The following is a 12,718-nucleotide window of genomic DNA, read 5'->3' on the forward strand; positions in this document are numbered from 1 at the left end:
GCTACGCCTACAAGAACACCGGAAGTGCAACTAGTCCCACCTGGACAGCTAACTCCACCTGGAATGCTCCAGATGTGGGCACCTACGCAGTACCAGCCTTCGCCGACTTGGATAACGATGGTGATTATGACCTACTAATTGGCGAAACAAGTGGCATAAGCTACGCCTACAAGAACACCGGAAGTGCAACTAGTCCCACCTGGACAGCTAACTCCGCCTGGAACGCACCGGATGTCGGAAGTGACGCAGCACCTGCCCTCGCTGATTTGGACAATGATGGTGACCGTGATTTATTAATCGGCGAGTATGCTGGCATAAGCTATGCTTATAAAGATACCGGAGCGTATCAGTCGCATCCCACATTAACTATAAGCAATGCTCATAAGGATACTGAAACTTCCACTGACCTTGGTGAGAGTAATAAGCATGCGGAGTGTGTGGATTGTCACAATCCTCACAGCGCGACATCTTCTAATGAAATTCAGGGAGTTGGTGGAGTACAGAAGGATGGAGCAACTCCCATTAATCCAGCTAGCTATCAATATGAAATCTGCTTTAAATGCCATTCTAACTATAATGGTGGACTTACAGGACATACAAACAAAGCAGATGAGTTCAATGGGGGGACGAAGAATGCCTGGCATCCGGTAGCAAATACTGGGAAGAATTTGGGCATAAGAGACGGAGCCTTTGTACAAGGTACACCCTGGAACCCCACTGCGGGGGATGATGCTGATTACAGCGCCAGCAGTGGGAAAATATCCTGCAGTGGTAGTAGAAATACTTCGGGGGGGTTTGAAACTTATGGATGCCACGGAAACGATAGTTATTCCCTAAGTTCTTATGCCCAGGGACCTCACGGTTCGGGTCTCAATCATATCCTCATTGCAAATGCCGACACCTCCTCAGGCAGTGCATCCTCGTCAGATGTGTGTTTCTTCTGCCATAATTGGGACACCTATTACAACGACGGTTATGGAAAGAGCACTACAGCTACCAACACTAGATTTGAACACGCCTATCATATCCAACGAGGATTCAACTGCACAGAGTATTGTCATCAGAATGTGATGCATGGTACCGATTACTATCACTTTCAGAGAAGTGGATATATCCATTACTCTGATGGTGGAAATCTTACCACAGATGCGGCTGGTGGTTGCTCAGCCAGCGGAGGGTGTCACAGCGGCACAGATTATCCAAGGTATTATTCCAATTACTAATGAGGCCATCTATGAAAAGCTGATCATGTGAGTAAATTTTTGCCAGATAGCCCTTCCTGTCATGCGCCTCTTGTGGACAATTTTTCAGTCACCTATCCGTACTTTTATGGCACATGATTTATTTGGAAAGGGGCTCTGTTAATAAATTGAACGTAATCGCTGGAGATCTTTAAGTTTAGGGACGTTTCTTGATGATTGGAAAAATCAACTTTACTAGCTCATCTAAAGCTTTTTTGCGCCCTGACGATAAATAGAGTGTGCACGTTTTGACTTAAGAAGGGGCGCAATTATCGATGAGAGCCGCCAAAGCACATTCCAAAAAATCTGAAGTAGATTTGGATGAGCTATTTTCGGAGTTTAAAGCCACAGGGAATCCTGAGATCATGGAAGAAATCATTCGGAGATATCTAAATTTGGTCCCCTTCATCGCCCGCAAGTTTGCTACCGAAAGCGAGTCTCTCGAGGATCTGATTCAGGTAGGATACATAGGTTTGATAAATGCGGTAAATGATTTCGATCCCAAGCGTGGGGTCAAATTCTCCACCTATGCCACCCATAAAATTTCCGGTGAAATAAGACATTATCTCAGGGATAAATCGTCACTCATGCGCGAGCCCCGCTGGGCTCAAAGCTTAAACTGGCAAATAAATCAAGCTATTGAAGTCCTTTCCCAACGTCTCCACCGCCTTCCCACGGTAAGTGAGATTGCCGGGGAAGTGGGCATAACCGAGGAAAAACTCTTGGCAGCCCTTAAAACCAGGCATTTTCGCCAGCCAATGGAACTTCCACCTATCTTTGACTCCAAGGATAGTGAATTTCTCATAGATCAGATAAGATCCCGTCTCCATATCGATCGGGATTTCCCCATCGAGGATAAAATAGTCCTCTTCGATGCCCTAATGCAATTGAGTGAACTCAAGCGAAAGATCATCTACTACTTCTTCTTCGAGGACTTAACCCAAAGTCAGATCGCCAAAAGGATTGGAATTTCCCAACGCCACGTCTCACGCCTGCTTCAAAGTTCCCTCTCGAAGCTCAAGTCGGTGGTCGAAAGTCGAAATCACATCGGCTGATTTGCTATAAATCTGCGATGGTGATTGTACCTCGGGGTTTATCCCCGACCAATTTTGCGGTGGGATGAACCCGCGCGCTACGCTTATCTGAGGGAACATATGAAAGGAGAAGGGAAGGTCTTTTTATTGTTATTGCTTTTACAAAAAGGCGCGGTGAGGCTATGGTTATCACAGCTCGAGATATGACAGATAAGGAGCGAAGATACTATCAGAAGAGAGGAAAATAAGTACTATGGAAAAAATACCTAAATTAAAAACAATTGAAGAAATAAGAGAATTTTGGGAGAAGCATGATTTTACTGAGTTTGTTCACGATACAGTGGAAGCTCAGGTAAAGTTCATTCGACCCCAGAAAACCCAAGTCACTTTTCGTTTGGATTCCCAGGATGTAAAAAATTAAGGAAATTGCTCAAGAAAAGGGGCTGAGTTACACTACTTTGGTTAGGAGGTTGGCAAGGACTCGAAGAGAAAATTGAGCAAGCTTTTGATTCTTTGAGGCTAAACCGATGCCCAGGTTCATGAGAGGGGGTTTGCTTATCCACTTCACAAAGATGGTGCCCATACGGAAGTAAAAACCGTATCTGCGGCGAATCAGATCTTTGTATTTGAATAGGATTGTTGGGTCACCTGAGCTCAGAGCCTCATCGATTACCTCTGCGGCTAGCTTTCCGCTTTCGAGGGCATATGTCACTCCCTCACCAGTGAAAGGATTCACTAGACTTGCTGCATCTCCTACTAGCAAGACTCCATTGGTAGCGACTTCGGAGGCTTCCCATCCCAAGCGGAGAACATCACCTTTGGGCGAATCCAGGGGTATTGCCTTGGTCAATTTCTTTCGTGCGTGAGCACTATTGTGTATGAAGTTGGAGAGAACGTAAGAGAGATTTAATTGGTGTTTCTTTACATCGTCGATAAGAGCACCGACGCCAACATTGGCTATCCCGTTGCCCGCAGGGAATATCCAACCGAAGGCGGGCAGGATGCAATCCTCGCCATAGATTTCCATGAAATCATCATCTTCTATGCCTTGATAATATGCCCTTATGGCTACACCGATGCTTCGGGGTTTTCTTTTCAGAAGTCTTAAGCTTCTCCCCACCCTTGAATGTGCACCGTCGGCGGCGATGACGAACGAGGAATAAATCTTTAAGTGCCGTCCATTGCGTTTTGCTCTAACTCCTATGACTTTACCATTTTCAAGTAACGGTTCGATGACCAGGCAATTATCCCAAAATTCGGCTCCGGCGCGGATGGCATGCCTGCGTAAGATATCATCCAATTCTATTCTGGGAATGATGAAGCCATAGTGAGGGTATTTTTTCACATGAGGCCAATTTGCTTCCATGCAACCACCTTTGGTGGCAAATATCCTTACACCTCTAGTTCTTTTGAATTTCCCCTCGATTTCGGGGAGCAATCCCATATCTTTTAGAATCTCCACCGCCCGGGGGGAGATACCATCACCACAAGCCTTATCCCGAGGGAATTGGCATTTATCCACGAGTAAAACCTTGTGACGGAGTTTGGAGAGGTAATATGCAGCTGAGGAACCACCAGGTCCTGCGCCTACGATGGCAACCTCAAAATCCATGAATTCATCCCCTCTCACGGGAAAGCGAGTGATTTAAATGATTGTAGCTTATCATATTCTCAGGCGTGTTAAAACTGTCAGTAGCTAAAGGATGTTTGAGTTTTATATCGAATTAAAGGGTGAAATGATAAGAATTTTGGCTGATTTAGAGAGGGACATAAGGGTGGTAAAAAAGGAATTTGAGAGGGAGGTCAGTCTGCCCGACAGTTTAGTTAGGACTTCCGCGGGTCATAACGCTTTCAAAGGACAGGGCAGATCCAACCGGCGATTCATTTTAACTCCCCTATTACTGATCTCCGCAAAATTCGGGCGGTATAATTTTCGAAAGCTTAAACCCGTTGCTGTTGCTCTGGAGCTATTGGATTTAGCCGTCAGAAAGCACTATGCGGGTACCAATATAGACCAGCGACGAGCTCAACCCGAAACCCTAAACCCGAAACCCGAAGATAATTTGGCTCTAATATGCGGCGATTACTACTATGCTAAAGCCTTGACTTTGGTCTCCGCACTGGGTGATAGCCGAGTCATAAGAATTTTAGCTGAGGCTATCGCCAACATCGCTGAGGGGGAAGTCCTCCCTGGCTGGCCCATTGGACAGGGTGAGGGCCTGAGGAGAGTAAGGGATTGGGAGAGATTTTATGAGAAGCTCAGGAAAAAGGCTTCCCTTCAGGTTGCCTCTTGTCATTTGGGGGCATTGCTCGCCGAATGTAGTGAAGAAATGATAGTGGCTTTTACCTATTTCGGTCAAAATGCTGGTTTAGTTTGCGAGTTGGTTAAGGAGATGTACCGGTTTCCCGAGCAGGAGAGTTTGAAGCTCATGGAGGAGGCAAGATCCTTCTGTGAACGAGCCCGGGAATTCTTAAGGGTTCTCCCCGATAATCCATATCGTGACTTTCTCCATCATGTGATCGATACATTCCTTGTTTGAAATGCTATTTTAAAGTAGACTATTTATTGAAAATGGGCATTTTGGGGCGCTTGATTGCCCGGGGATGGAAAGTTGCAGTGTCTTGTGTGTGGCGTGGATAATCCAAAGAATAGGCGGTATTGTTTTGTCTGTGGTAACCAGCTTTCGCCGGAAGTAACCATACTACATGAGGATACAGAAGCATCTCAAAAATCCGAAATGGTAAAAGGGCACGGTGAATCTGGGGAGAAGCTACCTCCCGAAGTAGAGGAAAGATCCACTACTCAAGTGGTGCGGCCCAGGGGATATATGCTTCGGTGGTTTTTCTTTTATTTCCTTTTGGGTCTTTTGGTTGTTCTCTTTCTCATTCTTCTCTGGTTGCTCTTTCAATTTTAATTATATCTGTCTCGACTCCATTTATTCTCTCTTTTAAAGGTAAATTATTTGTATTAAAATCTGAAACTAGTGATTGTTTTCACTTGATTTTGAAGGGATAAAATCCATGGCAAAACCGGATTTAATTTTACTTCACGCACCAAGCGTCTATGATTTTCGGAAAATATCCATAATGTATGGACCAGTAAGCGATGTAGTGCCCTCAAGTCCGATTTTTGAAATGTATCCCATTGGCTTCGCCACCATTGCTGAATATTTGGAGAGACATGGTTTATCGGTTCGAATAATAAACATAGGGGTCAGGATGATGAAGAGCCCCCGTTTTGATGTCCAGAAATTGATAAAATCTCTCAGTGCTCACGCTTTCGGAATAGATCTTCACTGGCTCCCTCATGCTCACGGAAGTTTGGAGATAGCAAAGATTGTTAAGAAGCACCATCCGTATATTCCCGTAATTTTCGGAGGTTTTTCCGCCACCTATTTTCACGACGAACTCATCCGCTATCCCGAAGTTGATTTTGTTGTTAAGGGCGATTCCACGGAAGAACCCTTACGCCTGCTCATAGAATGTATTAAGAATGGGGGAAACCCTGAGGCCATTCCCAATCTAACATGGAAGGATGGGGGAGAGATAAAGTCGAATCCCATCACTTATGTTCCAAACGATATCAATCATATAAGCCTAGGCTATAGTCATGTGATGCGGTTGGTGGTAAGGTACCAAGATTTAATAGGTCATGTACCTTTTGAAAATTGGCTGAAGTACCCCATAACTGCTGCGCTTACTTGTAGAGGTTGCACCAAAAATTGCGTAACATGTGGAGGCTCGGCGACCACTTTCAGAAAAATTTTCAAGCGAAATCGGACAGCTTTTAGAGATCCAAAACTCCTGGCTCGAGATATTGAAACTATTCAAAGGCACCTGAAAGGACCCATTTTTGTTGTGGGAGATATACGGCAGGCGGGCGACGATTATGCCCACAAGTTTCTATCGGAGCTGAAAAAGCACAGGATAATAAATCAAGTTGCCTTTGAATTTTTTACCCCACCTCCAAAGGATTTCTTGGCAAGCCTAAAAGAGGCCTTGCCCCACTACAGCATCGAGATTTCCATGGAGTCCCACGATGGAGAGGTGCGAAGAACCATTGGAAAAATCTACTCCAATGAGGCTGTGGAGGCAAGTATTAAATATGCTTTAAATAATGGCTGTGAAAGATTCGATCTTTATTTTATGACTGGCTTACCAAAGCAAACCGCTCAATCCGTTTTGGACACAGTCGAATACTGCGATCAGCTTTATCGGAAACTCGATGGAGATAAGAGGTTACTTCCATTCATATCCCCCATGGCTCCCTTCCTTGACCCAGGAAGTAAAGCCTTTGAAAATCCAGATTCCTACGGATACAGTCTCTCCTGTAAAACGCTAGAGGAGCACAGACAAGCTCTAACCCAGCCAAGCTGGAAATATATTCTCAATTATGAAACCAAGTGGATGACCCGGAATGAGCAGGTTGAAAGCACCTATCAAGCCGCTTTAGGGTTAAATAGATTAAAAGCGAAATATGGAGCCGTGGATTTTAAAACCGCGCAGGAGACCGAGGTCAGGATTTTAAGAGCACAAGAGGTTATGAGGAAAATAGATGATATTGTGTCCATTGAAAATGAAGTGGTCAGAGAGAGAAGGTTACGAGAATTAAAGGGAGAATTAGATAAAGTTAGTGTTTCGACCGTGTGTGAGAAGAGGGAATTGGAGTGGCCTACCCAGGTATTCAACTTCCGCGTACTAAATATAATTCGAACCCTCTTGGCGCCGAAGTTTGCGAGAGCCAATTCTTCCCATGCGAAGAATAAATAAAATGGAGGCGAGTGAAGTCAAGAGCCATAAAATTAATATATCCCCAAAAATTAAAAACGACCTTAAAAGGGTGGAGGAGAAACTGATCCAAATAGTTTCCTCTGGAGATGGGCGGTTAGCTCAATCTTCGCTCGTTATCCTGGAGGCTGGGGGAAAGAGGCTTCGACCGGCCTTGGTACTCATTTCGGGTGCGATGAAACACTACGACCTCAAAAAACTCATGCCAGCAGCCATTGCTGTGGAACTCATTCACATGGCTTCCCTCGTCCACGATGACATTGTGGATGGTGCTGAGATGAGGAGAGGCGTGCCCACCATAAATTTTACCTGGGGATCTCATATTGCCACGGCTACGGGGGATTTTTTGTTCGCCACCGCCTTTGTTCTCCTCTCAAAACTTGATAATTCGCGGGCGATGGATATCATGTCTCAAACCGTCTTGGATCTGAGCTTGGGGGAGCTACATCAGATGGAGACGGCCCACAGTCTCGCCCAAACCATCGATGATTATTTGACAGTGGTAAGGAATAAGACCGCTACCCTCTTTTCAGCCTCTTGCCAGCTTGGAGGATCGATCTCGGGAGCGAGGGAGGAGGATATCGAGGCTTTAAAAATCTATGGGGAGAACCTCGGAATGGCTTTTCAGATCTTTGATGATTTGCTCGATTTATCGGCTGAGAAGGGGTCCTTGGGAAAGCCCATTGGGGCTGACTTACGAGGTGGGACGATCACCATGCCCATCCTCTTTGCTTTGGAGGAGACGGAACTCAACTCACATTTGTGCCGGGTCATTAGTGGCGGGAATTCAACGGAGGGTGAAATAGAGAAGGCCATCCAAATTATCCATGGCACAAGGGCTTTGCTTCGCACCAGGGAAGAAGCCAACAAGTACGTCGAGAAAGCCATAGATGCTCTCTCTTCAATATCCAGCGAAGAGACACGAAGGAATCTATTATCCATCGGATACTTTGTGGTTGATAGATACCAGTGATACAGGATACAAGATACAAGATAAAAGTGTATTATTAACAAGATGGGTTAACATCATGGTCGGGGTGAAGTGCCTCGAATGTATAAAGTGCAAACCAAACTCGTTAATAGCCCAATTTAAGGGCTTATAGCTTAAACTTTTTTGATACAATAAAATAAACTGTGAACGGTGAACTGTGAACTAATTAAGGGTGAATGAGATGTTATTGGCAGCAAAGTGGGTTTTACCCATCACCAGCGATCCTATCGAAAATGGAGCCATTTTGATATCTAAGGACAAAATAAAGGCCGTCGGTCGTAAAAGGGATTTGATAAAGACTCATCCAAAGGAGACGGTTATCGATTTCGGTAAAGCCATACTTTTACCTGGCTTTGTCGATACCCATACGCACTTGGAGTACAGCGTCTTTCGGGGCATGTGTGACGATTTACCCTTTGCTCTTTGGAAGATACAGGTCACCAAGAAGAGCAAAAAACTTTCGGATTCGGATTGGATATCATCGGCCCAGTTGGGAACTTTGGAGGCCATTCAATCCGGGATCACTTGCATCGCAGATATATCATCCACGGGGGCAAGCCTTTCCACCGCGTTACTGGCTGGGCTTCGAGGTGCCATCTTCTGCGAGGTTTCCGGGATGGATCATTCCAAGATCGATGAGGTAGTATCCTGTGCCCGACGAAATGTCCATTCATGGCTAGAGCAATCCCAAAACAGTCATCTTAAGATAGGTGTTTCTCCCTTGGGGGTCTATACCGTTGCTCCTCCACTTTTCAAGGCGGTAAGTGATTGGGCGAGGAAAGAAGATATCCCCCTTTGCCTGCACCTTGCAGGATCTCCCGATGAATATTCCTTTATAATGTATGGTTCAAGTTTGCTGGCTACGACGTATAGGGATTTGATGGGATGGAGCGATCTTTTATGGCAACCCATGGGGGTAAGTCCCGTTAAATATGTAGAACAGTGGGATGTCTTTGAGGGAGAGGTCATCGCCGTCCACTGCATTCAAGTGGGTGAGAGGGATATCGATATTTTGAGGAAGTACGATGTGGCCATCGCTCATTGTCCAAAGTGTAGTGCAAAGCTGGGGATGGGAATCGCTCCCTTAAGGGATTTCATACGTTGTGGTTTGAGAGTGGGCATAGGCACGGATAGCCCTGCCAGCAATAATACCATGGATATATTCGATGAAATGAGAACGGGTTTGCTCTTGCAAAGAGGGGCATCCGAATCCGTGGAGGGCTTTTCAGCGGAACAATTCGTTAGGATGGCCACCCTGGGTGGAGCCGAGGTTCTGAAGATGGAGGGAGAAATCGGTTCCCTGGAGGAGGGCAAGCAAGCGGATATAATAGCTGTGGATATCTCCCACAGCCACCAAATTCCGGTAAATGATCCATATTCAGCCCTGGTGTACACCACAAATCAGGAGAATGTAATTTTTACCATGGTCGGCGGCAAAGTTTTATACGAGAAGAATGGATATTCCATACTAGACCAAGAGGAGATTTTGGCGTGTACCGAGCCGATACGAAAGAAACTCAAGGGACGCTCCTTAGAATCCAGGGGGTATGGCAAGCATGCAGGAAGTGGGCACGGTAGTAGAGGTAAAAGATGATCTGGCCATCGTCGAGGTTGAGCGCTCGCCAGCATGTGAAAGATGTGGTGTTTGTTACCAGATGTTGGGCACAAACAAAATGCTTGCCGAAGCGAGGAACGATGCCCAAGCGAAGGTAGGAGAAAAAGTAAATCTGGAAATCGAATCCAAAATCTTCCTCACCGTGGCTTTGGTTCTTTATATCATCCCCGTGGTCTTTCTCATAATAGGATACTTTATCGGGAGTACCTTGGTCACCTTTCTTCAAAAGCCCACCTATTCGCAAGAGGTTGGTATACTTTCTGGCTTCATCTTTTTGGGCTTTTCCTATTTGATCATTCGGATGATTGATAGACGAGCGGCATTGAGCAAGCAAATCCAACCAGTGGTTACAGGGATAGTTAGGAGTTAAAGGGTTAATTTATTTTCGGTGAATGGGAACGGTGGACTGTGAACTGTGAACAACAATTGGAGGCAGCGGTCAATGCTATTAAATAAGAGACAAGCCTCTTTTGTGATAAAGTTGATTGCGCTCATCGTTGCCTTAGCCTTTATATTCTCCGTCATCGCCTGGATGCTGCCCTATCTTCAAAATCCTTGAGCCCTCTAAAGGGTTTTAAACTGCCGCCGATTTTTAAATTAGTGAAATAGCACTGTTCTTCCCACCGCGTAGGTGATAAGTGGGTAATTGGTTATTGTTACTCGAGGATTAATATATCAATCATTTAGGTGCTATAATTTTCTTAAGGCGAAGTGCTTGAGTTCTGGGAAGGTGATAAAGATGCGTGCGATTTGGAAGGGTGCCATAAGTTTTGGGCTCGTGACCATCCCGGTGAAGTTGTATAAGGCGACAGCGAGAAAAAGTCTGAAATTTAATTATCTCCACAGACAATGCAAGACCCCACTAGAGTACATTCGAAAATGTCCCAGATGCGGAGTGGATGTACCCTGGGAGGATACCGTGCGAGGTTACGAGTATGAGAGGGGCAAATATGTTGTTTTGTACGATGAAGATTTTGCGGCCATTCCCTTGGAACTCACCAAAACCGTGGAAATTATGGACTTTGTACATTTAGAAGAAATAGACCCCATCTATTTCGACAAATCCTATTATCTCATTCCGGAGGAGACGAGTTTAAGGGCGTATAATCTCCTTCGGGAAGCCATGGAGAGAAAGAGGATGGTTGCCATGGCCAGGGTGGTTGTTCAGGATAAACAACATCTGGCGACGGTTAGGGCTAAGAACAAGGTGTTGGTCCTTGAAACCATGTTTTATCCCGATGAGATAAGATCGGAAGGCGTCTTTACTGAGTTCCGAAAAGAAGTCAGGTCCCATGAGAAGGAGCTTCAAATGGCGGAAAGTCTGATCACAAACTTAGCTGCGGAGTTCGATCCCAATAAATATACCGATGAGTACAGGAAAGCACTTCTCGATATAGTGAAGCAAAAGATTGAAGGAAAAGAGGTGGCAATTCCCGTCGTCCCCGAGGAGGAAAAAGTAATAAGTTTGATGGAAGCCCTCAAGGAGAGTATCGAGAGAACCCGCCTGCAGCGCAAGGCAACAAGTGGGCAGGCCAAGGGGAAGAGGAAAAAAGCAGGTGGCCTCAATACCGAAAGCGCTTAAACTCTCCATTATTGAAGTGGCGGGTAGGTCATATTTTCAATTCGAAATGCTCAAAGGGGCGCTCTTGAGTTTCGGTTTGCTTTGGGCTTATTTTTGCAATGCGAAATTGGCATAGCTATTTACAGGGTTACGAGTATTAATTTGGAGCTATGAACTATGTTTACCAATCGTCGTGAGGCTGGAAGAGAACTTTCACAGCGCCTAATCCATTATAAACAGCAGAATGTCGTGGTCGTGGCAATTCCCCGTGGGGGAGTGGTTGTGGCCAGTGAAGTAGCTAAGGGCCTAAATGCACCCCTCGATTTGGTGATCCCCAGGAAAATAGGCGCCCCTGGAAATCCTGAATTAGCCATAGGAGCCGTAGCGGGTAAGGGGAAGGTAATGCTCAACGAGGGGTTAAAGGAGGCTTTGCGTGTTCCGGACGAATATGTTGGGGAGGAAGTAGAGAGGCAAATAGAGGAGATAAATAGGCGCAGGAAGAAGTATTTAGGGGACAAGCCCGCAAAAAGTCTGCAGGACAAAGTGGTCATATTGGTAGACGATGGTTTGGCCACCGGCTACACAGCTTTAGCTGCCATAAGCGCCATTCGGGAAGAAAAGCCCAGGAAAATAGTACTGGCCATTCCAGTGGCCCCGCGAGATACCTTCGAGCGGTTAAAAGGGGAGGTTGACGAGATAATCTGTCTCGACCTTCCAGAGTTTTTTTATGCAGTTGGACAGTTCTATCTGGATTTCTCCCAGACGACGGATGAAGAGGTAATCGAAATTCTTAAAGAGAATGCCGAGCGGTTAATGACGAACCTGCCTGCCCCGACAAGCCGGGGCGTTAAAGGACGAAAATAATATGCGCCTGAAGTACCTCTATCTTTTTCCCATTGGAGATGTCGATTCCTCCGTCCTTGCTGTTCTACAGGATGTTTTGGAGGAAAAATTTGGTTTTCCCTGTAAGATTGGCCCTGCTCTACCCGATCCTCGTTACGCCTACAATCCAGAGAGGGGTCAATACAAATCCACGATGATTTTAGGAAAGGTGAGGCAAGCTCTACCTCAGGATGCTTTAAAGGGACTTGGGGTCACGTCGGTGGACTTATACGTTCCCATGCTTAATTTCATCTTTGGCGAGGCTGAGGTTCGTGGAAGATGCGCCGTAATTTCCTTATGCCGACTGAAACCCAAGTTTTATGGCGTCTCCCGACCCCGACTCGTCGGGAGCGGGCAAGCCCACCTACCGAATGGGCAGGCAGGAGAGGATATCCTTAAAACCAGGGCGATTAAGGAAGCCGTTCATGAACTTGGACACACCTTTGGCTTGTCCCATTGTTCAGATCCGAAGTGTGTAATGTGTTTCTCGAATAGTTTGATGGATACTGATTTTAAGGAAGAAAATTTTTGCTCTTCCTGTCAAAACGCTATAACTTTGTCAATTCAGAATTTACTTCGATAGCAATTTTCCAGACATCCAAACCT

12 protein-coding genes are annotated in these 12,718 nt (G+C 45.7%); 11 read left to right on the forward strand and 1 reads right to left on the reverse strand.

Going from position 1 to position 12,718, the window contains the following annotated elements; genetic code table 11:
* Together QMD66_03075 and QMD66_03080 are read left to right on the forward strand one after the other, a co-directional pair.
* On the forward strand, window positions 1-1,223 hold a 1,223-nt coding region (locus tag QMD66_03075; GenBank protein MDI6821845.1), incomplete at its 5' end, for a VCBS repeat-containing protein.
* 293 nt (window positions 1,224-1,516) lie between these two features.
* On the forward strand, window positions 1,517-2,296 hold the full coding sequence (locus QMD66_03080; GenBank protein MDI6821846.1) for a sigma-70 family RNA polymerase sigma factor: 780 nt from the start codon (window positions 1,517-1,519) through the stop codon (window positions 2,294-2,296).
* A gap of 427 nt (window positions 2,297-2,723) precedes the next feature.
* Here QMD66_03080 and QMD66_03085 read toward each other — a convergent pair whose 3' ends face one another.
* Entirely contained in the window at window positions 2,724-3,887 is a 1,164-nt protein-coding gene (locus tag QMD66_03085; protein ID MDI6821847.1) for a geranylgeranyl reductase family protein, read from the reverse strand.
* 91 nt (window positions 3,888-3,978) lie between these two features.
* Here QMD66_03085 and QMD66_03090 point away from each other — a divergent pair, with 91 nt between their 5' ends.
* The 9 genes from QMD66_03090 (at window position 3,979) to QMD66_03130 (ending at window position 12,695) form a co-directional block, all read left to right on the forward strand.
* Window positions 3,979-4,815, forward strand: coding sequence for a polyprenyl synthetase family protein (locus tag QMD66_03090; protein ID MDI6821848.1), 837 nt, complete (start codon window positions 3,979-3,981; stop codon window positions 4,813-4,815).
* 54 nt (window positions 4,816-4,869) lie between these two features.
* The gene (locus QMD66_03095) at window positions 4,870-5,190 is read left to right on the forward strand and encodes a hypothetical protein (GenBank protein ID MDI6821849.1); all 321 of its coding nucleotides are present in this window, start codon (window positions 4,870-4,872) and stop codon (window positions 5,188-5,190) included.
* A gap of 106 nt (window positions 5,191-5,296) precedes the next feature.
* Window positions 5,297-7,045 (forward strand): TIGR04190 family B12-binding domain/radical SAM domain protein, encoded by a 1,749-nt coding sequence (locus QMD66_03100; protein MDI6821850.1) that lies wholly within the window; start codon window positions 5,297-5,299, stop codon window positions 7,043-7,045.
* Window position 7,046: 1 nt separating this feature from the next.
* Window positions 7,047-8,036 carry a polyprenyl synthetase family protein gene (locus QMD66_03105; GenBank protein ID MDI6821851.1) on the forward strand — a complete coding sequence of 330 codons (990 nt, stop codon included), beginning with the start codon at window positions 7,047-7,049 and terminating at the stop codon, window positions 8,034-8,036.
* A gap of 199 nt (window positions 8,037-8,235) precedes the next feature.
* On the forward strand, window positions 8,236-9,648 hold the full coding sequence (locus QMD66_03110) for an amidohydrolase family protein (protein MDI6821852.1): 1,413 nt from the start codon (window positions 8,236-8,238) through the stop codon (window positions 9,646-9,648).
* Window positions 9,611-10,039, forward strand: coding sequence for a SoxR reducing system RseC family protein (locus QMD66_03115; protein MDI6821853.1), 429 nt, complete (start codon window positions 9,611-9,613; stop codon window positions 10,037-10,039). Before QMD66_03110 ends, QMD66_03115 begins: the two co-directional genes overlap by 38 nt.
* A gap of 369 nt (window positions 10,040-10,408) precedes the next feature.
* Window positions 10,409-11,251, forward strand: a complete 843-nt coding sequence (locus QMD66_03120; protein MDI6821854.1) for a Ku protein — start codon at window positions 10,409-10,411, stop codon at window positions 11,249-11,251.
* A 156-nt stretch (window positions 11,252-11,407) separates the two neighbouring features.
* Window positions 11,408-12,094 (forward strand): phosphoribosyltransferase, encoded by a 687-nt coding sequence (locus QMD66_03125; protein ID MDI6821855.1) that lies wholly within the window; start codon window positions 11,408-11,410, stop codon window positions 12,092-12,094.
* A gap of 1 nt (window position 12,095) precedes the next feature.
* Window positions 12,096-12,695: an archaemetzincin family Zn-dependent metalloprotease gene (locus QMD66_03130; GenBank protein ID MDI6821856.1), complete on the forward strand. Its 600-nt coding sequence runs from the start codon at window positions 12,096-12,098 to the stop codon at window positions 12,693-12,695.
* Window positions 12,696-12,718: the final 23 nt, after the last annotated feature.

The sequence above is a fragment of the Actinomycetota bacterium genome (assembly GCA_030018275.1).
Classification (GTDB): domain Bacteria; phylum Actinomycetota; class Aquicultoria; order Subteraquimicrobiales; family Subteraquimicrobiaceae; genus Subteraquimicrobium.